The organism is Chitinophaga niabensis, from assembly GCF_900129465.1.
GTDB lineage: Bacteria > Bacteroidota > Bacteroidia > Chitinophagales > Chitinophagaceae > Chitinophaga > Chitinophaga niabensis.
Window position 1 is genome coordinate 1,665,348 of record NZ_FSRA01000001.1, and the last position, 23,213, is coordinate 1,688,560.

The window sequence follows — 23,213 nt, forward strand, 5'->3', positions numbered from 1 at the left end:
CTTATTGATTTATTGTCGCAATTTTTGTTCCTAACAGGTGCAGGTCTTCCCCACGGGATATTTCAGTGGATGCTTCTCCCAGCCAGCCATTTTCCTGGTCTACTCCATTATATAATTTCACAAAGTCGATACCCGGCAGCAATACCTTATTACCGTTTTTATCAATGGCCCAGTCTATATCAATGCCGGAGTTATCATGTGTATTAGGATAGTTATCTACATATCCATATTTGAAAGCATACAGCACAAAGTAGCTGCCCTGGCCACTTTCCTCTATACCATTCCTTGCGAGGCGGATGCCTTTGTAGGTGATCTGATCGTCTTTCACCCATCCTGGGTAATAACTTTGTGTATGGTAGGTGTTTTTGATCTTGTAACCTTGCTGCCCCTGGTTATCGCTCCAGCTAATATAGTTGGGGATGCTGATGTGGCCCTGGGGAGTACCAGGCGTTTCCGTTACCGGGCGGCTATAGGTCATTTCGTAATTCCGGAAAGTGCGCACATCATTTTTACTAGCTACAGCAGCACTATACCATGGTTCGTTTTCAGCAGAAAAATTACCGCTGCCTTTTATTTCATACCACTCATCTTCATCGGGTTTACCATTTTTATTTTTATCGTATGCTACCATCACAATCGCAGGCTCGCAGCTTCCGCCGAAAGGTGCATTGGGACGTGGGTTGGCATTGGCGCCGAATGCATTTCCATGGATCCGGAAATCGCGTCTGCCTGGTACATTTACAATGGTGTGATCAAACCCTACCACAACATAGCCGCCCCAGCCACCTAAGGTGATGGTATTGGCATCTTCTCCCACCAGCTCTTTACTTACTTTGCCTATTATCGTTTCATAGGTGTCGCCTGCATTATATTTGGGCAGTTCGTTTACAAACTGACCGGGAGCAGGCAGGTAATCGAAAACTTTTGAGATATAGGGAGAGGGCGCCTTATCAGACTGCTTCACCGTTATAAGCAGCGTATCCACCAGTTCCCCGGAGGAAACTTTTAATTTGAAAGAGCCTCTATCCACGGAGGTGAATAAGGCCCTTTTAGAATTGGTGGTGTCTGACAACCTGTAGCGTTCGGAGGGAGCCGACAGTATTTCCCATTTGAGATCAGTCTTATTCGCAAATTTCTGTGATGCCTCAATGGCCAGGATCTTATTCGCTGTTGTTTGCCAGTTCAGGTAACGGCCTGTAGTGATCTGTAAAACTTTTTGTACAATGTTACCGGCATTATAGGCCTTAACGATCAGGCTATAAGTACCGGGATCGGCAGGCGCCTGAAAAGTATACTGCAATGCATTCGCTACCCTTTGGCCGTTCACTATCCATACAAGGGAATCCACACCGTTTTCAATGGTTGGAGTAAGTGAGATGTTCTCTCTTACCACTACGTAGTACTCAGATTCAAGTCCGGCAATAACCGGTGCAGGTGCCGCTGGCTCAGCATCTTTTTTTCCGCAGCTGGCAACTAAAAGTGCCAGGCAGGCCAGGTAAAGGAGGAAATTATTTCTATAGTTCATGATATTTATTTTAAAAAGCCGGGCATTTGTTTTATTGCGTCACTTCAACATTGTCTATACAGATATAGGCTGGGGTATTAAGCCCATAAGTACCTGAATCGTTACCTTCAAAGTTGAACTCAACCCGTGTAACATTACCCAAAGCAGAGAGGTCGAAATAAGTCCAGTTGATCAATGGGGATACAACAGGCAAATGGTTATTGTATTTTGCCAGGAAAATTTCAACAGGGTCGCCATTATTTGTGGGCGTATTACCATCAAAACCATATGCCAGTAATTTGAAATACCCTGTTCCGTTCTCTACATCAGAGAGAGGGGTTGCCACGCCGGACTGACCAAATGCATTACCGTTCTGGATCACACCGTAAGTGTAAGAAGAAAGGCAGATCTGCATTCCCTCTATCACGCCGCTGCCAGATGTAAAGTTCAGGGTAGGAGGGGTAGCATAAGAGGAGTTAAAGAAATCCACATAGCCAAACATTACGGCAAAGTTGCTGCTCCCGCCGTAACCTCCGTTGTTAGTGCCATGCGTGCCTGAATAAACACTGCACTGGTTGAGGTAAGAGTACCACCAATCACCGGACTGGCCTGGAATATTTGACTTATAGTTCCAGTTGGAAACCACAAAACCGCCATCATAGAATTCAACCGGAGAACCTCCGCCTGCACCTTTGATCGCAAACCGCAGATTACTGGGGGAATGTACGTAGGGTGCAATCTGGGTACCGCCCCAGGTTGAGTAGGCATTGTCTCCATAGGAGGTATTGCCTGCCATATAACTGCTGCCTATACCCTCAAAAGTGATGGTGTAGGTAGTGGATAATAAGCCGTTTGCACCTGCTTTTTTAGTCTCCGGTTTTGCAGCCGGGTCCGGCAACACATCATTCTGCTTGTTACAGGAAGCTGTAACAACAAGAGAAATGCTCGCTATCAGCAGTGCCTTATTAAAAAGGGATTTTTTCATAAGTTTTAATTTTTGTTGGGTTATGAATGAATCGGGGTTGCCCGGCTTTTTAATTTTTGAGATGCCTGTCTAATATGGCGCCCACCTGTAACATCCGCGCTTCTTCCATATTCACATCTTTCAGCACATTACCAGTGGTATTGTCCTGTTGAAAAGGATAAACAACCTTCTGTACTTTCACAAAATCAATCCCTGGTAACTGAATGTTTTCGCCTTTATTATTGACGGCCATATCAATATCAACATTCAGTTTCTGGAAGAACGGAGAGGCGCCGGAGAGGTTCCTGATGATGCGTTTTCCTTTGCGGGAGAACGTAGTTGGCCATCCGTCCAGCATAGCTACCTGTTTGGTATTGAAATCGATCATGTGAAGGCCGGGGAAAAATCCCCTGATAGAGAAAACGCCACCAAAGGTCATAGAGCTGGCGAAAGTTTTATTGGTCAGGAGCTCTCCCTGGGTAGGTTCGGTCCTGTTATCTTTCCAGTTAGAATAAACATACACCCTCCTGGTATCTGTTTCGGTTTTATTATAGGTAAAGGTCATTTCATAAGTCAATGTATCCTCTAATCCGTAATCATCGTTTTTGATCTCATACCATTCATCTTCATCCGGCTTGCCATTTTTATTACGATCATAAGCTACGTATACAGCTGGAACATCTTTGTTGGAATAAAAAGCCGTCAGCTCCAGATCGGTTTTGCCGGCAACATTAACAACGGTATGATCAAATTTAAAGGTGGCAGCGCTTCCCCAGGAGCCGAGGAAAAGCCCGGCTGCATTGCTGGTCTTTCTCATCTCACTTGCCTTGGCTAAAAAGGCATTGTAAGGAAGCGGATATTCATACCCCAGGTCCCATAATATTTTATCTCCTATAATAGCCCAGTTATGCAATTTGCCGGGAGCAGGCGCGTATTCCAGAACGGTATAAGCATTTTTTACATACTGCTCTGCCTTCACTGTTATGGTGCGGGTGGATGTTGCCGTCTGTTTACCTGCGGTAGCACGGAATGTAAGGTCGTATGTTCCGGCTTCAGGTGAAATGAAGCTCAGGTTGCGTGTTTTGCCAATCACAGAATCGCCGATAGACCATTCATACTGGTAATCTGTTCTGTCAGGGCCTGTAACGGTAGGTGCAATATCAATTACATTGCACATGGAAACTGCCAGCTGATCGGTTATTGATACAGCAATTGGTTTCTCTACAAATATCTTAAAGGATTGCTCAGCAGCACCGCCTTTGTTACCTGCTTTAAAAGTGACGTTGAAATTCCCCGGTTCAGTAGCTTCAAAAGTATAATTGGTTTGGCCGGAGGAGATCACCTTTTCATTCACTAACCAGGTATAACTGTTCCCTTTGAGGTTAGTGATATTGGGGGCCAGTATCATTTTATCTCCAATGTTCAAAACGATGGTATCTTCTCCGACTCCGGAAATGGCCGGGGGCAGGTATTGTCCTTTCCTGCAGGAAATAGCGGCTATCAGCAACGCCAGGAAAATAATTCTTTTCATATATTTATTGTTTAGGCAATAAGGCAAAGTGAGCAGGTATATCACCGGTACGAACACTCCATTTCTTTTTACCCTCTTTCGTAAAACAGTATAATATCCCGGGGGAAACATAGTTACCCGCATCTGTTACATAGATATCTTTAGTGACAGGATGTACCATAATGCCGTAAGGGATCTCTATTTCCTTATCAGTCCCGTCTGTGATAAATGAACGTGTAACTATCCCGCGTGTACGGGTATTAACAATACCATAAGTGATCACATTGGAATAAGTAATGTAACTCCACTCTGTACTGTATACATACAGGGAGTCTCCGTCCAGGAAATAATTGCTGACTGCAATAGGCAATGTATCTGTTACCTTTTGTTGGGTTTTATCTATGAAGTAGAGCCTGGAGGGAAGTTGTTTATAATCACCCCTGGATGTTACCCAGAGATCGCCCCGTTTATCGGCCTTAATGTGGTGGAGGTTATAGGCCACATCGATCCGTTTATCTTCTTTAAAAGTGGCCAGGTCTATCACAGAAACTGTTCGCTCATATTTATCCGTGTTTCCTGCCCCCATATAACCGCCTGAGTTGGCTACATAGATCTTGCCATTTGCTATTTCAAGGTTATCAGGCTGGAATCCAACAATGCATTTATCAACTATTGCAAGCGTGGTTGTATCTACTTTGGCCACATAACCTTTCTGAGCATAGTTAGGATTGATCTCAATAGGCCCTGCGTAAGAAGTGATATAGGCAAATCCTTTATCGAACTTTATATAACGGCAATTAGGGATCTCAATTTGCCCGATCCTTCGGGCAGTCCCTGCATCCATTACCTCTACTTTATTGGAAGCATTGATCACTGCATAAAGCCTGCTGCCATAGATCGCAATATCGTTCCCTACATCTCCCAGCTGCTTGGGCACCGTTGGATTAACGGCGGCATAAATGTTCCTTTGAAAGGTGCCGGTAGCATAGTCAAAATAGTCCAGCGTGCTTTTATTGCTGCCCATATTACCTTCATTCAGCAGGTAAAAGCCGGAGAATCCGTTTTGCGAAGGATCATCCAGGGAAGTATCTTCATTCATGAATACCTCCACGTCCTTCCGGCATGATGCCAGCAACAGCACTATGAAGAATAACGGATACTTTCTCATAGTTCAACAGATAAAATGATCTTATAATTTCGTTTGGGCATCGGGTAGTTCATTACCACCTCATAGTCCTGGTTAAAAACATTATTCAGCTCTCCGGAGATCCTGAAGTGATACTTTTTAAGCTGGATGTTCTTTGAGGCAGAGAGATCGCTGGTATACCAGGGTTGTTCATAATTCTCAGGTATATTGGCTGAATTATGATAACGTTCCCCTACATAAATAAAGCTGTAGTTCAGGCGCCAGGAATAGTATTGTATACTTGAAATGATTGAACCGCTGTGCCGGGGAATATAAGGGATCTGCCCGCCATAGGTTAACTTCTGCAATTCAGGATTTTTTCGCTTTGTATAATCCTGTGCCGTCTGATAGGTGTAAGCAGCCCTCAGGTTTAATAAAATACCGGTTGGGAAAGAGAAGGTCTGATCAGATACAAGGTCCATTCCCCTTATCTCCACATCTCCGATATTCATCATCATCCAGCGGTACATACCACTGCCTTTGGGAACGGCTACTATTTTATCAGTCACCCTGTTGAAATAAAGGTCTGATTGTATCTGCCACTCGCTCAAAACTGATCCCGGGCGGCTTTTACGATATACAAACCCCAGGTTATACTGGTGTGTGTATTCCGGTTTCAGACTAATGTTGCCAATATCCGTGTAATACAGGTCATTAAAAGTGGGCATGCGGAAAATGTTCTTATAAAAGGCCCTTATGTTAAAGTCGGTTTTGGAAAAGGGCTTGTAGGATAAGAACACCGCCGGGGTAATCTCATTTTTGGAAGGAGCGGAGATGGCAGAATCCCCTGTGGGAGTGTTGCCCCTGGTTACGCGCTCATTTACAAAGGTGCCTAAAACACTTGCCTGCATTTTTAGCTTTCCCAGGTCTGCCGCTCCGGCTAATGCTACCAGGGAAGTAAATCTTTCCGGAAATACAAATCCATCCAGGTTAGCGTTCAGCGTATTATACTGGAAATCTGTAGACAGGTTGATGTCGATCTTCTTCGATAAGCTGTATTTGTTGGCAACAGAAGCATACCATTCCTGCTGATGAAAATTGTTATCGATATACATTAAAGTAGTATCGGGGTTCAGGTAGCGCATATAATCATTGGCATACTTCGCGTTAACCTGGAGATCGTAACCACCAATGATATTTTTCTGAAAGGAACCCTGTAAAAAGAAATTACGGTCCCACTGCCTTTGAGCGCGCTTCCATACATTATTGACGATGGCGCCCGGTATTCCCCTTTCTGAATTGTAGAAGTAGGCTTTGGCATTCCAGTATCCACGATCTATGTTGCCATATAATCCACTTTCAAGCCTCAGTGCATTGATGTCCCCATTTTGCCTGTAAGCAGTTGTATCCCAGGCAACGTCTTTGGATCCGTGAAATACTCTTTTGTAACGGAATGGATAACGGCCGGAAGATCTTATGAATTCGCTGCTAAAGGAATAGTTAACGTGTTGCGTAAGTTTTTGCTCCAGTAATAGTGAGGGATTTACCAGGTCAAATGAACCTGTTTTAAAAACACCTTTAAAGTTTGTTCTTTTGAGAGAATCAAAAACAGGTTTCCGGCTCCGCAGATAAATAGTGCCGGACGATCCATAATCCCTTGCAGGCTGGAAGATCTCACTTTTCTGACCATTATAAATGGAGATGGATTCGATGTTATCCATGGAAAATTTTCCAAGGTCTATTTGTCCATTTTGAGCATTACCCAGCTGGATCCCATCGTAGAATACGCCCATATGGTTAGTGCCCATACTGCGCATGTCTACGGTTTTCAGCCCTCCTATGCCTCCATAATCTTTTACCTGAACACCTGCGAAATAGCGTATGGCATCTGCTACAGAAAAGCTGTTTAAACTTTTCAGGTTGGCGCCGGAGAGCTGCTGAGAAGGGATAACTTCTTTATATACGGACGTATAAATTGTGACACCCTGCAATGTCTTAATACGCCCCGTATCCGCACGTTGCTGTCCGTACAGGCCAATGCCAATAAATAATCCTAAAAACGTGATGGAAAACGTTTTTAGAATGCATGAAATACGCATCCGTAAATAGATTTCTTCAGATTGCTTACTGAATGATACACGAAAACAAATAGATACCTGAAATACTCATTTCAGGCTGTATTTAAAGCCCTATCCGCGAAAGCTTTAAAATTGTTTGCAGTGGCAGGTCTCCTGACTTGTTCTCACTTTGAACGCGCCTTCCCATTTTTATTCACTAAAAACAGTGGCAAGAAGATGTCAAAGTGTTGTAATAGAACTTACAGTAGCGGGTCTGTTCAGGATTTTCACCTGATTCCCTATTAATTTTAACATTGTGAAACGTATGTTAAAAACCAAATGCAACGCGAAAGTAGCTTATTTCTATATTATAACAAAGGGTCTTTTCATCCTACGTCCAGAATTCCTCCCAAATCAGGTCCTACTTTTATGCGATGAAAAGGAAAAATCTGTTACTGCTGCTGTTCAGCATCGTTTCGCAAATAGTCTATGCTCAGTCTGCCAACGTTTCTGTATCAGGAACCGTAAAAGGAAAGAAAGACGGGAAACCTTTGCCATACGTGAACGTATTGCTGAAAAGAGTGAAAGACAGTTCCTTTGTTACCGGTACCGTCAGTAATGAAAAGGGGTTGTTTACACTAACAGGTGTAAAACCGGATAACTATATCCTCGAAGCCTCTTTCATGGGCTTAAAAACAAAAGCACAGGAATTATTCGTGGGTAACCTTTCTCCGTTTATAGATATCCCTGCCATAGAAATGGAAGAAACGGTATCACAGTTGCAGGGAGTGGTGGTTACCGGCCAGCAACAAACCATTAGCACCGCGCTGGATAAAAAGACATATAACGTGGCCGATAATATCAGCCAGGGAGGAGGATCTGTGCTGCAAACCATGCAAAACCTTCCCGGCATCACTGTACAGGATGGCAAGGTACAGCTGAGGGGAAACGATAAGGTTACCATACTCGTAGATGGTAAACAAACCGCGCTCACCGGCTTTGGCAGCCAGTATGGACTGGATAATATCCCGGCATCTTCCATAGAAAAAATAGAGATCATCAACAATCCTTCTTCGAGATATGATGCCAATGGAAATGCGGGGATCATCAATATTGTAATGAAGAAGAACAAACAGGAGGGATGGAACGGTAAAGCCGGCTTAGCCCTGGGGCTGGGCTCTCTTTGGGAGCGAAGGGAGAATTTACCTACCATCAGGCCCCAGTATAAAATGACGCCAAAGATCAATCCCTCCCTGGCACTGAACTACCGGAAAAATAAGATCAATGCTTTTTTACAGGCAGATAACCTGTACACGCAAACCCTGAATAAAAATGAATTTGTGACCAGAACGTATGATGATGGGGAAGTGGTGCAGCAACAACTCAAAAGGAACCGGAATACCAACTTCTTTACTTCAAGGGCAGGTATCGACTGGTATATGAATGATAAGAATACCCTCACCGTATCCGGTATGTTTGGCAGCGAAAAGATCATAGACCGCGGCGATCAGCCTTTCTTCCAAAAAGACCTGTCACAAAGGCTGCGCCTGTGGCAATTCCTGGAAGATGAGCTGAAAACCACGGTAATGGGCACAGCCAATTACCAGCGTAAGTTCCAGGAACCGGGGCATTTGCTCAACGTTTCCTTCAACTATACATTCCACCGGGAAGATGAAAAGTACTTTTATGATAATATCCTGCCTGCCTCCTCCGGCACAGATGCTTTTAAGCTGTTATCAGACGAGCAGGTGTATGACCTGAATATAGACTATATAAGGCCGCTCAGGTACGGAAGGATCGAAACCGGTATAAAGCTGAGAGACCGAAGCATCCCCACGAATATGCAATTTATTCCCGGGGTTAACTCCGTGATCGATTCAGCAGCCGGTGGCTGGGCTACTTACAGGGAACTTATTCCTGCACTCTACGGTAATTATGTGTTTGAAACCAAAAAATGGGAAGCAGAACTTGGGCTCAGACTGGAATATGTGCGTATTAAGTATGATGTTAACCCGGAACACCCTACCTATAGCAGCGACGGGTATAATTACACCCAGCCATTCCCTAATTTCAGGTTAAGCTATAAATTAAATGAGCATAACAAATTATCCGCCTTTTTCAACAGAAGGGTAGACCGCCCCAATGAAGTAGACATCAGGATATTCCCCAAGTATGATGATGCGGATATTATAAAAGTAGGGAACCCGGCACTGAGGCCACAGTTCACTAATTCCATTGAAGTAGGTTACAAAAACACCTGGGCAAAGGGTAGCTTCTACGTGGCCGGCTATCATCGTTTTGCGGAGGGGACCATTACAAGGATCTCTACCGTAGTACCGGGAAGCGCCTCTGTTTACGCCATTTTCCAGAATGCAGGAAAAAGCTATAATACAGGAGTGGAAGCGGTGCTGGAAGAAAAAATATCTCCTGCTTATTCCTTTAACGTAAATGGAAACATCTACAGGAATAAATTCAATGCATATACTGTCAATAATCTATACCCTATCCCTCATCAATTTACGGCAGCGGAGCAAAGTATTGTTTCAGGGAATTTAAAACTGAATAATAACTTTCGTTTTGCCGGAGGTCTTGAAGCGCAGCTGACTGCTGTATACATGGCCCCGGATATTATTCCGCAGGGAAAGATCGAATCCCGTTTTTCGCTGGATGCGGGTATCAAAAAGGCCATACAAAAAGCTAAAGGAGAAATTTTCCTGAACGCTACAGACCTTCTTAATACAATGGTCATTAAGCGGGAAATAGTGGGCAACGGTTTTTCCTACACGAGTAAAGACTACTACGAAACACAGGTGATCAGGGTGGGGTATAATTATAAATTTTAAACCCTTCGTTTATGAGGCTGCGAAGCGTACTTGTTGAAATGGAAGAATATATCAACCGGCTTTTCAATGCTTCAGATCAACCCGGTCTGCTCTATCGGAAACACAGATCATCTGAATACCAGGTAGAAATGATGATATCCGTCTCTAAACTCATACTCCACGTTCCATTGGTACCGGATCACAATTTGCTTGACCAATGCCAGGCCCAGGCCCGTACCAGGTGAATGCTGGGAGGCAGATGCAAAACGTTTGAACAATTGCGATCTGTTAAGCGGTTCAGTTCCCGGGTTGGAAACAGTCAGGCGGTCCGCGTTAATATTAACATAGATATGGCCTGCCCCCTGTGTATGTCTTATAGCGTTTGTCAATAAATTACCGATCAGGATCTCGATCAGGATCCGGTTCCCTTCCACTACAAGAGGCTCATGCGCCTCTACCTGCAATTCACAGCCCTTTTCTTCAAAGAAGGGGGCAAACTGCACAGATAGGTCCTGCACCAACGCATAGAGGTCTATTGACGCTTTATCAGCAAACTGTTTGTTCTCGATCTTGGTGAGGAGGAGTAAGTTTTTGTTGATGCGGCCCGCTCTTATGAGTGCCGCCTGTGCAGCCTCAATTAAATTATACTGATCATCATCCATCGTTTTGCCCTGGGAAAGCAATTCCAGCTTGGATTGTACGATTGCCAGCGGTGTTTGCAGTTCATGAGAAGCATTATCCGCAAATTCCTTTTGCTGGTTATATACGGCGATGTTGGCCTGCAGCAATCTTTTCAGGCTTTCATTCAGTTCATCAAACTCAGCAATGCCTGCTTTCTCAAAATGAATATTATCAGGGTTATCGAGGTCAAATTGTTTGATCTGTTTCAATGTTTGATAGAATGGCTGCCACATGCCACGGGATAACCTCCGGTTCAGGAGGATGAGGGCGCCTAAAAGGATGGCAAAGAACAGGGCACTCAAAAGGGTAACAGCACCGATGATCAGTAATTTGTCTTCCCGCATGGCTTCAGGTGTCACAATCACGTTATGCTCGTCCAGTTCGTATTGCCACAGCCTGCTTAATGCGAGGTAATAGATGGGGATGCTGCAGGCCAGCACAATGGCGGCACAGATCACAATCCTTTTGAGTGAATAGTTCAGCAGCTTACTCATATCTCCCATTTATAACCGCTCCCGTACATTGTTTTAAGATATTGCCCAACACCCGCCTCATTTAGTTTACGTTTAAGGTTTTTGATATGCGAATACACAAAATCATAACTATCAAACTGGGCAGCCACATCTCCTGAAAGATGCTCTGCAAGGGCTGCTTTGGAGATAACCCGGTTCTTGTTGATCATGAAATACATCAACAGGTCAAATTCCTTCTTTGTCAGCAGCATGGGTTTTCCGCCTATCGTAACTGCCTTACCCAAAACATCCACCCGGATCTCCTGCTGTTCAATAACGTTTACACTTCCAAAGTGTTTCCGCCTGATCAATGAGTATACCCTGGCAGCCAGCTCCGGCAAATGAAAAGGTTTGGCGAGGTAATCGTCCGCACCGATCCTCAGGCCGTTGATCTTATCGTCCATCGAGTTTTTGGCCGAAATGATGATCACTCCATCATTTTTCTTCTGCAGCTTCAATTCCTTCAGGATCTGGAATCCATCGCCACCGGGCAGCATCAGGTCCAGAAGGATACAATCGTAATCGAAAGAATCAATCCTTTCCAATGCCTGAGCATAGGTGGATGCATACTCGCAGAGGTAACTTTCATCTGAAAGATAGCTCCCCATGCTTTTGGCCAGTTCCACTTCATCTTCAATGATTAAGATCTTCATGGTACAAATTTACTGTTGAATTCTGTTTTCTTTTTGGACAAGCACAGAATTTCCCCAAAATCGTTCCTCAATTTTGTATAATGAAAAAGTTGAGCTTGTGCCTTATTATCTCTGTAACAGCAATGATTACCAGGGGCCAGGATGCAGATAGCCTCCACTACAGCAGCCGTTTGAAGTTCAGCTTCAGGCAGGTGCATGTACCATTGGTCTTAGGTGTAATGGGAATAGCAGCTAACGGAAACGGCCCGGAGTCCTTTAAAAAAGAGCTGGCCGAGGAAAGGAATGAGCATTTTTCCGGGTTTCATACGCGTATAGATGATTACCTGCAATTCTCTCCGTTTGTAATTGCCTATGGCCTGGATGCTATGGGGATACGTTCAAAAACAGATATCCATAACCGGACGGCTATTCTTTTGAAAGGGGAATTGCTTATGCTGGGCTCGGTATTCGGCCTGAAAACACTCACTCATCAATTGCGGCCGGACGGTTCCACCTACAATTCTTTTCCATCAGGGCACACCGCACAGGCATTTGCAGCGGCCACTTTTTTAAGTGAGGAATATAAAGACCGTTTCCATTGGATGCCTTTTGCCGCATACGGACTGGCCAGTTCAGTGGGCGCGCTCAGGATTGCGAATAACCGCCATTATATTTCAGATGTATTATTGGGAGCGGGGATAGGTATCCTTTCAATGAAGGCTTCCTATTGGATGCATAGATACAAATGGAAGAAGCGAGATCAACTTTATTTCTGAAAACAAAAAAGCCACATAATCTTGCGATCTATGCGGCTTTGCGTTTGTTTGTTTTTTAGTTGTGATTCCGCTGGAATCACAACAAATACGCTATATCGGCCACAGTGGCCCACTTTTATTTTCTGATCAATCTGGTAACCGCTCTGGTAACCGTTTTGATTTGAATTGATTTAATACGATTTAAAGAACTTCTTTGTGACAAAGCAAATATACTGATAATCAGCATAATTACAAATAATATCAAAAAATATTCACCGTACGCCCTTTCCAGAATTGAAATCCTCTACCACTGGGCTATAGCTTTATCCCCATAGCTGAGTAAGTGCCCATGAGTTTTTTGAATGCATCATCATTGTCCATAATTCCCGAATCCTTTATTTCTTTAGCTTTCGCAATCGATTCTTTAGAGAACATTGAGCCTGTTTTTTTGGCGATAATAAAAAGTTCAGCCAGCCCGGTAGCCTTGTCGCGAATATTTTTAAAATCTTTAATATTTTCTTCAGTATGCGCTCCTAAAGCTTTTTGACTTTCGAAATGGGCTTTGACATCCCCCGGATATCCTAAAATCCTACCGTCTGAGGTTTCTTCTGTTCGTAAGTTTACGCCTGCTGCAAAACGTTTATCTCGTTTTCCCCGCCTTAGTTCCAATCTTTCACCTTCAGAAACTGCATTGGGATAGATTACCAAATAGTGCTTCCTGTCTAAAGCTATCTCGATAATGTTATGTTGATCAAAAATGTTATGTGGGTTAGGTTTACTATCAGGTCCAAGAATAAGCACAGGATTATCAGAAGAAATCAGAGGAACTTCGGCAGGAACTTCCATCACTTCTATACCACATTCCATCTTGTAATCAACAAAACGCTTCCATTGTTCCAGATGATTATCAAGAAAAAACAGCTTGTTCTTTACTTTTAGGGCTGCCCTAATCTCCTCAATATTCTCCATATTAATAACGTGGGCTTCATTCCACTCATCAATGTATTCTATTATATCGTCACCTGAATTAAGCCGATCATTAAACCCATCAAAGCTTTTGTCTAATTTTTCATTCTCGTCATTAAGGAAAAAGGGCGTCCTGAAATAAAGACTTAGAATAGTATTAAGAACAGACCGTTTTTGTTCTTTCGATAAACTTGTTAATTCTGTATCTATAAGAAGATTGTACACTGAGGGGTAAATATCATCTACCTCACTAGCATAGCGCTTTTCGAGGCTAAAGCGGTCACCTGGTGTTTCTGGAGGAAATGTATAAATATTTTTTTGTACACAGACTTGTGTAGTTGTTAAGGTTTTAATTTCATCAGAACCTCTCATTAGAGTGTCAACAAGATACCGCCCTTCTTCAGCCTTGGTCGCAAATTGTTTAAGGAAAGATTTTGGAATAAAATGTTGATGTTTAGGGGCACCCATAAATATTAGTTTAATTATCTAAGCTATAAGGACTAATATAATGGAAACTTAGGTTGATAAACAGAAAAATTTTACCAGTATTTAAAAATGAATAACACAAATATATTTGTATCCTCAAATAAACACCTTTGTCAAAGGTCCATAATAGATTTAACATCAAATCTTTATGGCACAAAAAGAATATATTAATTATCGCATATAATATATTGGTCATTTATCCATTTACAAACGGTTAACATTTTGAGTTCTGAATTTCAGTAAATTACAGCCATACGAACCCTCAAGGCGAAAATTTCAATTCTAAACCTCTGATTTTATGGAGCCTGCAACCCTGCCCGATAATTCTATGGTAAAAAATGGTAAGAGAATTTTTCAGTTCATTGATGAAAAAATACTTTTAGCCGGGACTGCCGGATTAGATAATAAAGAAGATTTAAAGCGAACGCGCCTTGTTAATTCAATTTGCGCCATAACTGCATTTCTGGCATTATCAATTGGTTTTTTATTCTATCTTCTTACCGGATTGCTGAAGGAAATATTTATTCCGGCAGCAATTGAAGCTTCACTTTTTAGCCTTATTATCTTTTTAAATGTTTGGAAACTCCGTCGGCTTGCTTCATTCTCCTGTTTGATTGTGCATCTTGGATGTGCAGTTTACTTTGCCTCATTACTTGGTTCCCGCATTAATGTAGTTATTATTCTCGCCTTTCTGTTCGGCTTATGTCGTTTGATATACAAAGATAAACTTCAAAGGGGTGTTTCCATGACAGCAATTGCACTGGCTTTGATAGTTATTGAAGCGAATGCATATTTGGGGATTATCAAGCCGCTGGATATGCCGGAAAGAAGCCAGTGGATATTTCGCTGGATTGCCTTGCCTAGTTTTCTCTTTTTCTTTGTAATGATTCTGGATTACTATGACATAGAAATTAAAAGGTTATATAAACAGATAAAAGACTTTGTACGCGATGTTGTTCATGATCTGAGAAATGTAACTGTCTCAAATTCACAAACACTAATAGAATTAAAATCGGAACTCAATAAAAAGGTTCCCGATTTAGGGCGTATTAGGTTATTGGTTAATAAAGTTTCCAGCGCTAACGAAAATATGAGTGTCATTATCAACAATATCCTGGATAAAGCTGGCAACAAAATCACCATTAACGTTTTTGATGAAACTTTTAGTTTGATTGACCTCATTAAAAACGTTATCGAAACACTTTCTGCAAGTGCTGATTCACGCTCGTTAGAGATTGTTAATTGGTATGATGCAGAAATGCCTGAGTATGTCGTGAGCGATTTGGGCAGGATGAACACTATATTGATCAACTTCCTCTCCAACGCCATTAAGTATTCGGATAAAGAAACTAAGATTAAGTTAGCGGTATCAAAAGATATGGATCATTTTACAATCTCAGTTACCAACAGCTGCCCGCGTATCCCGGAGGAAAAACTAGCGCGTTTGTTTGATGAACACTATACGGCAAAGAGGGATGAAAATGTTGTGGGAAATGGAATCGGACTACATATAGTAAAACGAACGGTAGAGGCATTCAACGGTACTTATGGCGTAACCAGCAACGATACTGAAACTACATTTTACGTTAGGTTAAGACTGGTTCCAGGCAAGAAAGTTGATATTTCAGAGATAATTGGGGAACCTCAAACACTTGATGGTGCAGAAATCTATTATGCAGAAGATAACCTAATGGATAATATGATTACCAAAAGATATCTAAAAAATGCAGGGTGTAATGTTACAACTTGTGTAAATGGAAAGGAAATGCTGGAACTATTACACACAGATCCTAAAGTGCCGGATTGTTTTGTTCTTGATGATCGCATGCCGGTTATGAATGGGAATGAACTACTTAAAAAGCTAAAATCACCAAACAGCCCTTATAAAAACATTCCGGTTATTATTCTTACTGGAGATGGATTCACAGAGAATATTGATCAGCTAATTGCAGCAGGAGCTGATCAGGTTATCATCAAATCGAACCAACAATTTCTTGAGATTAAGAACGCACTTGACCGGCATTTACACAGAAGACCTGCTGTAAATGCCGGCTAGGTAATCAAAAGATTTTACTGCGTTAAAGCAACTTTTCTAATATCAATTGACGGGTGGCCTCCTGCTTTGTACCGGGCCGTTAATTCCAAGGTCCAGAAAAGATATCCCGATATCATGTATCTAAGATTATCTACATAACTTCTTACTGCATCGTTGTATCTCCCGAAATCTGGCAGGCCATCACTGGTTATTTCAAACTCATGAACGTCCTGATCATGAATCTTGAGTAATTCTGCATTCGCTTGCTCTCCTGAGCAACCTGAGTAGTGTTTAATGATTAGCGCCAGGTTGAAAACCTCATTACCATCCTCATGATGGGCGGAAAAATAATCATTTTCCCATGACAGAATCCTGGCCGTAAGATGCCCTAACCGGTAAACGGATGGATGGTTTATAATTTCATCCGGAAGAATTGTACCAGTGATCATTTCTGCAAAACTCGCCATTATCCAGACATTTACATCGTTGACCCTGATATCATAAAAAGCTTCCATTGAGGGAAACACATTGCTCTTACGGTATGAAATAGCTTCTTTCATACCTTTAAAATATAGTTCCAGGCTGTGGCATATCCTTTTTTGCAGCCATTCCTCTCCACACCTGTCAATTATGATTTTCCTGAATGCAATTAGCGGTGCATACAAGGGATCATCACTAACAAGCTTTCCGAAACGAAGGAACTCCAGTGAAATCCGCTCTACTTCCTGGATCTTCTCAAATGAGGAATGTTCAAAAAGATCATCTACAGTAAAGCACCAGAGGAAACCTGCGCAAATGATCTTAAGGTCGCTCGGGTCGGCCTTCGGGTACGTACAGGCTGCGCAATGCCCTATGCCTGTAGCCGAGTATTTCTTCCGGACAATTGCCGGGAGAAAGTAATAATGTTCGTTGATTGAAGAATCAATAAAGACTTCCATTTCGTTTCCGGCTGGATTTACCGCGTGCGGAAATGCGAACTGTAAAGCATTTTCGTTTGACATGTCTTTCATTTTCTAAGTTTTAGATGTGAAGAATATATTGTATTTATCGGATAGGGAAAGCTGATTGCCTTAGTATATTCTAATGCCTTATTCTCGAATGAACAGGTTCCTAAGCCTGTATCTCATTGAACATCCATGTCTTTGAATAATCGTGTTAATTACTTGTTATTGATGAAAAGGTACGCCATAGAGGTCAGAAATCCTTCGGTGATCAAGTTAATAGGCGATCACACAATGCGCTTTTTTGTTAATTTACAGGCAGGTTGAATCGGCTTTGAGGGATCATAACCTGGTAAGGAAATAGTGATGAAACAATGACAGCATAGGCTCACCCCGATAAGTCATATTTTACCTCTTAATAGTAACCCAAAACAAAAATATTTATGGGCAATCTTTTCACCCGTATGTCTGACTTTGCGAATGTTGACGATAACCCTGCTCACCAGCTTTACAAAATGACCATTGCGTTTATATGTACTCCTGGTGGCGTATCTGATGAAGAATTAAAGACATTTCAATCAGAAGATCCCTATAGGACACTGTATAATGAAAGTGCGGGAAAGGACAAGTTCCTGCCCGAATTCCAGCGGAGTCTTCCACCTACACATATTCAATGGATCAGAGACGCTGGATTAGGGATATTTTTATGGGAGGAACTTGAACAATGGTTTTAGCTCAGGATTTAGCTAATAGCTGCAAAATATTGATCTCGATTCGCCCTTTACTTTAAAGACTACTCGTACTAATAAGAATAAGGACGGCATAAATGCCGTCCTTTTAAAACAAAAAATAAGGGGATGGATAAATCTATTAGCTGTCATTTCCTGATGACCAGGTGTTCCAACGTCGGGTCGTTCAGCATGCGCTGAATTTCACTGCGGCCAATTTCCTGAACCTCTTCACGTATCCTCTGGAAATTAAGGTCCACCATTTTCTGATCCACCTGCCTGATGACAGGGATAGGTTTATAGGCAGCTTCCTCTTTATTGATAGCTTCGAAATCATTCTGAATCTCGCAATGAAAAGCCTTCAGGGCAATTTTCTGATCAGGGGTATCAGCAACCATACCCACAAATTCTCCGCTGGACAAAGCGGCTATTTTACTGGCTGGAACTGCTGATTCCAGCTGCTTGCTCTTTGAGATAGAAGTATCGGCACTGTTAATGGAAAGGCTTTGCCTGTCTTGGTTGATCTTGCCTATTCTTTCGCTGAGTTGCCGGGCAGAATCCCCTGAAACCTGACCAGATATGATATTTCCGACAGTATTCAGGATCACATCCGCCTGTTCTTTGCCGTAGTCTTTGCGTAGCTGGCTGGCATCCTGGATACCTAGAAACACACAAACTTTATTACTCCTGCCAGTAGCGATAGTTGGGATTATATCTGTGGTAATGGTGGGAAATTCATCCAGTATCAGCGCAGACTTGAGCTTGTTCTTCTGGTTAATGATCTTCAGTATCCTGTTGAGGTATAGGCTCAAAACCGCCCCGTAGGTCTGGATCTTCTGCGGGTTGTTCCCCATGCAGATGACTTTCGGATGATTGGGATTGTTCAGATCAAGGCTGAAGTCATTCCCGCTCAGGACATAATATAATTGAGGAGATGCCAGCCTTGCCAGAGCAATTTTCGCAGAGGCTATCTGCCCCTCCAGCTGCTCCATAACATCGTTGACATATGCCTGGATGAACGGAGAGAGGAGCACTGTTATGGTCGGCTCCAGCTGTAAAATTGAGAAGAGCGTATCGTAGTCTAAATTAATTAACTCTATGACATGCGGTAATGTACAGTACCTACCCTCTTGGTATTTTACCAGGAACCAGATTACCGCAGTAACAAAATTAATTGGCGATTCCACAAAAAAATCCCCACCCTTGGTTTGCCATTGTCTGTTAAGACCAAGGAGAATGGTACGTGCAGATTCGGCGGCATCAGTAATGTCCGACATGCCAAGCGGATCAAAAACATTGAGCCGGTGTGATCGGGTAAGGTCATCAAAATTGACAAACAGGCAATCAGATCTTTTTGATTTGTACCTGTGTTTGTTCTTCAGCCAGTAGTTATAGGCAATAATAGAGAGGTCAGGAAACTTAAAATCATAGATTAAAGCCGTATAGGGTTCAGCGCCATTCTCTGATTTGCTTAATGCCTGGGAGATACAATGTCTGAGGACAAAGGCCGATTTTCCACTTCCCGGACTGCCCTGGATGAGCGATGCGCGTGCTGGGCTGACCAGGTTGATCCAGCCATTAAACAATTTCTTTTTATATCGAAACTTGGTTGGCAGATTAATGGAAAACTCATTGGTGAGCAGCCGCGTCTCCTGCGGAAAGGTTTCCTGGTCGTTGTTAAAAACATCATCGGCCAGGCTATCCTTTATGATCCTGGTGAGCAGTGTTCCCCCGGTTAACACCAGTATAAAACCTACGGAAGTGATGCAGATGTACAGCCCCGCCTGAATGGTCAGCGGCAACTTAGGGATTAAGATCAGGTAAGCGATGAAATACAGCAGAAGGCCGGTAATGATGTAGGCGAATGCTGTTTTGTAGCCTAACTTTTCATCCTTCCGCCCCTTAACGCCCAGCAGAGACACCAATAATATCCCCAGGGCAATAAGTTTGGATTTATGAAAAAATGTAAATAATCCTGACCGGGCAATATTACCCAGTAAACGATCTGTGAAGCCTGAAACAAGCCCCCATTCCTGGAAAGCTCCGTATAGATAGTAGTAAAAATGGATGAGCAGTATCGTGATGCTGATCAACCTTGTCATATCAATTATCTTCCTTAGCGCCTGTTCATTTTCACCTGTTTGATGTGACATAATCTTTCATGGTTAAGTGTTATTCATTCTGTTTTTTCTTCATTTTCTTCTTTTTAGCGCGGAGTGGATAAGGAATAGGTTCGTCGGCATTTTCTGATCTAAACAGAATGTCAACGATACCTTCAGTGTGAGTTGAAGTGGAAGGAAACGATGGGAGATGATTGTGAGAATCTGGATTTTCTTTCTGTGGGAATGGGAATATTATTCGTGGGTTTGGGTCTTTGATGGTGAGCTTTTCGCGACTGATATTGCCAGTATTCAATCGTTCAGAAATAGCTTTAGCACTATAGTCCGGTCCTAGTTTACGGCCATTGAAGACACATTTTTTTTCATGATCGATGAAAGTAATGCCGTATACAAAACCATTTTCATTAATGCGTGGAATGAGTTGCACAGCATCCCTTTTTAAAGCGGATTGCAGGTCGTCAAGGGTTTTGACGGACTTACTTTTCAGGGCAAAATCAATGATACTTCTAAGCCTTGTTTTGTGTGTATTTCTGGCTGTCGCGTTGATCAAAAATCTTTTTTCAAGGAATTTTAGGGTAGGTTTACTATGAAAAATACTGGCTTTGATTGGAATACCAGCAGGCTTTCCTTCTCTATCCAGCAAACGATATTGAAGCCCTTTATATCGCTTTAGCCGGGAGCCTTCAGCTCCAGTTTCGGCGCAAACACCGCCAAGGCTAAGTACTGCATTGAGTTCACCTATGCTGGCATATTTGTACTTTAGAATCACATGCTCCAGTGTGTTTGCTATCGTTCTATAAGTCTCAGATTTACCATAAACACCCTTCTGGAAACTTTGTGGCTTTGGTAGAAAATGTTCCTTCAGGCTGCTTTTGTGCTGTTCGGCAGGTGTTAAGCCATGCCTGTTTTCTATCTCCTTCCTGATGACCTCAGACCGGTAAAAGTTACCCTGAGTTTCAATCCTGTCACCATTATGGTCTACTTTGACGGTTACGATATGCAGATGTGGATGACCCGCATCGAAGTGGCGATAGACCAGATACGGCTGGTTGCCGTAGCCCATGCCGTCCATATATTCTTCCGCAATAACAGACATCTGCTGATCTGTAAGGCTATCTTTATTGGAAAAATTAAGAGAGATATGAATGCTGTTGTTGGTTACTCCGGTATTGCGTTCAGCGAGTTTCAGCAGCATATTGATCCTATGACCTTCCTTCATAGCAGAGAGATCCATTGGATAGTTCACCGCATGGAGCAAGCAGGCCGCTGGCATCATTTCCACTTTTTTACCGGGTAAGATTACCTGACCGGGAACAGGAATTAGAACCTTAAGTTTGTTCTCATTATAGTGAAAGGCACGCCTGATGGAATAGCCGGGTGTTATTCTTGCAACCATGTAGAAGCTGTTTGATTCATAAAATCCTTCATGGTTTCAATATCCTTCAGGAGCTTGCGGCGGTCAAGTTCGTAGATGGTCAGCCACTTTTGAAATTGTTCTGGATGCTGTAGGGTATGGAGTTTATGGACAGCCTGGTTAAAGTTGTTCCCAATCCCGTTCAGGTCTTTCTGGAGCTTGGAAAACTCTGTGATCAGGGATTCTACACTGAGGTTACGGGTGCCTTTGATCATGGCTTTTCCCAATAAAATCTTGCGGCTGTAAACACTGATCTTGCGTTCTGTAGTCTTTTTAAAAGCTGTCTGAAGCTGGTTATACTCTGTTTCTGAAAGCCGCAGATGCAGCCATTTGTTCTTGTTCTCTTTCTTCATCCTATCCATCTTCACCGTTGAACAATGTTCTCTTTCTTCAAACCGCCCCGACTTCGGAGGGTGGCGGTAAAATAGCTTGTGATACAAGCTGATATCTTGCCGTATTCGCTACAGCGGAATGCCCTTATCTATTTTAATGAGATACTATGGGAGCCGCTGAATAATAGCTGTTATCTGCGCAGACGCTTTCTTTGCTTCAGGGCACCGCCGGTTTTTATATGCCAGTCATTAAAATCATCGTATCCTTTATATAGCGCCCGTTTGTCTTTGTAACCTAGGTTAAGGGCGATGGCCTGACGGGTATAATCATCACCACCTTTGCCATGGTCCAGGTAGAGGTCTTTGGTTTCATGCAGATCCATAAATGCCCTGGCTCTGGTAAACATGCCCAGGCAATTCCAGATGCAGAAGTTGGCTCTCATTTCGGGCCTGCCTTTGTAGATGGTTGCATAACTAAGGAAATTGAAAAAACCTTCAAAAGCCACCACTTTTTTGTATCCTTTATCAATGGTGGTGAAATCCATGGGCTGAACACCGCTTTTCATAAAGGGGTTACGAATGGCCCAGCCGTCTGAATTATTTTTAAAGCCAATTCCGTAATATGTGTTTTCACCAATCCTGTAGGTTACCTCCTGACAGTATTCTTTTGCCACCTTCGGATCAATCATGCGTTTCTCCAGATATCGCATTAAGGAGGAAGACTTTATCGGGTCAACGGTTAAAATCTCAGAATGGTTCCTTGCAACAGCAGGCGGCGGCGTATATAACTTAACCGGCTGGGGAGAAGAAAGAACATCCTTTTTGAAGCGTTCCAGAAATTCCTCGATGGTATTGCATTTGTGGTATAGCTTTCCGAAATCAACTAAGGTCCCACCTTCCCAAGAAATGAAATCAAACCAGGTGTTCTTTTGTAGATTTACTTTAAATGAAGGATCTGTGTCAGGCGGGTTTAATGGGGAATTAAACCAGTAATCATTCCCTTTGCTTTTTTTAGGGTCTGGATAGAAACCAAGCTTCGCCAGATAATCGACCATATCGTATGAATTGGCTTCCGCACAATTCATTGTTTTCCTGTTTACCTTAATTCTCATATTCAATTTCACATTTACAGTGATACAAATTTAAAGTTCTGATTGCCAAAAACCTTGACCACAAGCATTTTGCAATAGGTGAAGCTAGATGCAAAAATCTATTTTTGGGGATGAAAAGTTGAATATAAACCTGAGTGTATGACAAGAGAAGAGATTGGATGGCTGTATGATACAGTCGTGAGTATTCCGGGGATGGAACTGAAGCTAAAACTGACGACGCAACCCAGCAGGAAACTGGTACTGATTCTTAGCCAGATCATTGACCAGGCGGTTGCCAGGAAGAAGGGAGAAGGAACGGATCTATTAAGCTTCCTTCCTGAAGAGGCAGAAGCACTTAAAGAACTCAGCAAGGAATTTCTGGAAAAGGCAGAACTCACCGGGCTTGCGCAAAAGCTAAAAGGCCTGCCAGGACAGAAGTAAAAAAAGAAAAAGCCGCTTGCACAAAAACAAGCGGCTTTACAATTTCATAGCTAAAGTATAAAAGAAAAGAGCTAAATGAAAAAAACAAAGCTATAT

Annotated in this window: 18 protein-coding genes and 1 riboswitch; of the genes, 5 read left to right on the forward strand and 13 right to left on the reverse strand. The window is 42.6% G+C overall.

Translation table 11 applies throughout. From position 1 onward, the window contains the following. Position 1: 1 nt before the first annotated feature. From BUR42_RS06220 to BUR42_RS06240, 5 genes are read right to left on the reverse strand one after another with little or no spacing between them, the layout of a single operon-like run. Entirely contained in the window at positions 2–1,525 is a 1,524-nt protein-coding gene (locus BUR42_RS06220) for a hypothetical protein (RefSeq protein WP_074238396.1), read from the reverse strand. A gap of 31 nt (positions 1,526–1,556) precedes the next feature. Next, positions 1,557–2,489 (reverse strand): DUF4465 domain-containing protein, encoded by a 933-nt coding sequence (locus BUR42_RS06225; RefSeq protein ID WP_074238397.1) that lies wholly within the window; start codon positions 2,487–2,489, stop codon positions 1,557–1,559. A gap of 49 nt (positions 2,490–2,538) precedes the next feature. After that, the gene (locus BUR42_RS06230) at positions 2,539–3,999 is read right to left on the reverse strand and encodes a PKD-like domain-containing protein (RefSeq protein WP_074238398.1); all 1,461 of its coding nucleotides are present in this window, start codon (positions 3,997–3,999) and stop codon (positions 2,539–2,541) included. A 4-nt stretch (positions 4,000–4,003) separates the two neighbouring features. Beyond that, positions 4,004–5,146 carry a YncE family protein gene (locus BUR42_RS06235; RefSeq protein ID WP_074238399.1) on the reverse strand — a complete coding sequence of 381 codons (1,143 nt, stop codon included), beginning with the start codon at positions 5,144–5,146 and terminating at the stop codon, positions 4,004–4,006. Beyond that, a complete protein-coding gene (locus BUR42_RS06240) occupies positions 5,143–7,203 on the reverse strand; it encodes a TonB-dependent receptor (RefSeq protein ID WP_074238400.1) in 2,061 nt (686 codons plus the stop codon). Before BUR42_RS06240 ends, BUR42_RS06235 begins: the two co-directional genes overlap by 4 nt. Before the next feature lie 105 nt (positions 7,204–7,308). After that, positions 7,309–7,516: riboswitch (cobalamin riboswitch) on the reverse strand. 79 nt (positions 7,517–7,595) lie between these two features. On the opposite strand from BUR42_RS06240, the gene BUR42_RS06245 reads away from it, so the two are divergent. Next, entirely contained in the window at positions 7,596–10,004 is a 2,409-nt protein-coding gene (locus BUR42_RS06245) for a TonB-dependent receptor (protein WP_074238401.1), read from the forward strand. 107 nt (positions 10,005–10,111) lie between these two features. Here the strand turns inward: BUR42_RS06245 and BUR42_RS06250 are convergent, their stop codons facing one another. Both BUR42_RS06250 and BUR42_RS06255 read right to left on the reverse strand, forming a co-directional pair. Continuing rightward, positions 10,112–11,158 (reverse strand): sensor histidine kinase, encoded by a 1,047-nt coding sequence (locus tag BUR42_RS06250; protein ID WP_074240475.1) that lies wholly within the window; start codon positions 11,156–11,158, stop codon positions 10,112–10,114. Further along, positions 11,155–11,829 carry a response regulator transcription factor gene (locus BUR42_RS06255; RefSeq protein ID WP_074238402.1) on the reverse strand — a complete coding sequence of 225 codons (675 nt, stop codon included), beginning with the start codon at positions 11,827–11,829 and terminating at the stop codon, positions 11,155–11,157. The genes BUR42_RS06250 and BUR42_RS06255 overlap by 4 nt, the downstream gene beginning before the upstream one ends. An 80-nt stretch (positions 11,830–11,909) precedes the next feature. Between BUR42_RS06255 and BUR42_RS06260 the strand changes: the two genes are divergently transcribed. Further along, complete coding sequence (locus BUR42_RS06260; RefSeq protein ID WP_200798224.1) at positions 11,910–12,584, forward strand: phosphatase PAP2 family protein; 675 nt, start codon at positions 11,910–11,912, stop codon at positions 12,582–12,584. 294 nt (positions 12,585–12,878) lie between these two features. Here the strand turns inward: BUR42_RS06260 and BUR42_RS06265 are convergent, their stop codons facing one another. After that, positions 12,879–13,997: a DUF4238 domain-containing protein gene (locus tag BUR42_RS06265; protein ID WP_074238404.1), complete on the reverse strand. Its 1,119-nt coding sequence runs from the start codon at positions 13,995–13,997 to the stop codon at positions 12,879–12,881. Between the two features lie 316 nt (positions 13,998–14,313). Between BUR42_RS06265 and BUR42_RS06270 the strand changes: the two genes are divergently transcribed. Beyond that, on the forward strand, positions 14,314–16,071 hold the full coding sequence (locus BUR42_RS06270; protein ID WP_074238405.1) for an ATP-binding response regulator: 1,758 nt from the start codon (positions 14,314–14,316) through the stop codon (positions 16,069–16,071). Between the two features lie 14 nt (positions 16,072–16,085). Here the strand turns inward: BUR42_RS06270 and BUR42_RS06275 are convergent, their stop codons facing one another. Then, positions 16,086–17,060 carry a terpene synthase family protein gene (locus tag BUR42_RS06275; protein ID WP_074238406.1) on the reverse strand — a complete coding sequence of 325 codons (975 nt, stop codon included), beginning with the start codon at positions 17,058–17,060 and terminating at the stop codon, positions 16,086–16,088. Positions 17,061–17,434: 374 nt separating this feature from the next. Here BUR42_RS06275 and BUR42_RS06280 point away from each other — a divergent pair, with 374 nt between their 5' ends. Then, complete coding sequence (locus tag BUR42_RS06280; RefSeq protein ID WP_074238407.1) at positions 17,435–17,725, forward strand: hypothetical protein; 291 nt, start codon at positions 17,435–17,437, stop codon at positions 17,723–17,725. 143 nt (positions 17,726–17,868) lie between these two features. On the opposite strand, the gene mobC is transcribed toward BUR42_RS06280, so the two are convergent. From mobC to BUR42_RS06300, 4 genes are all read right to left on the reverse strand, one after another. Beyond that, positions 17,869–19,872 carry a conjugal transfer protein MobC gene (gene mobC, locus BUR42_RS06285; protein ID WP_074238408.1) on the reverse strand — a complete coding sequence of 668 codons (2,004 nt, stop codon included), beginning with the start codon at positions 19,870–19,872 and terminating at the stop codon, positions 17,869–17,871. A 19-nt stretch (positions 19,873–19,891) separates the two neighbouring features. Further along, positions 19,892–21,235, reverse strand: coding sequence for a relaxase/mobilization nuclease domain-containing protein (locus tag BUR42_RS06290; protein WP_074238409.1), 1,344 nt, complete (start codon positions 21,233–21,235; stop codon positions 19,892–19,894). Beyond that, positions 21,220–21,606, reverse strand: a complete 387-nt coding sequence (locus BUR42_RS06295) for a plasmid mobilization protein (protein WP_074238410.1) — start codon at positions 21,604–21,606, stop codon at positions 21,220–21,222. The genes BUR42_RS06290 and BUR42_RS06295 overlap by 16 nt, the downstream gene beginning before the upstream one ends. A 170-nt stretch (positions 21,607–21,776) precedes the next feature. Beyond that, entirely contained in the window at positions 21,777–22,640 is an 864-nt protein-coding gene (locus BUR42_RS06300; protein WP_143197354.1) for a toprim domain-containing protein, read from the reverse strand. 195 nt (positions 22,641–22,835) lie between these two features. Here BUR42_RS06300 and BUR42_RS06305 point away from each other — a divergent pair, with 195 nt between their 5' ends. After that, positions 22,836–23,117: a hypothetical protein gene (locus tag BUR42_RS06305; protein ID WP_074238411.1), complete on the forward strand. Its 282-nt coding sequence runs from the start codon at positions 22,836–22,838 to the stop codon at positions 23,115–23,117. Positions 23,118–23,213: the final 96 nt, after the last annotated feature.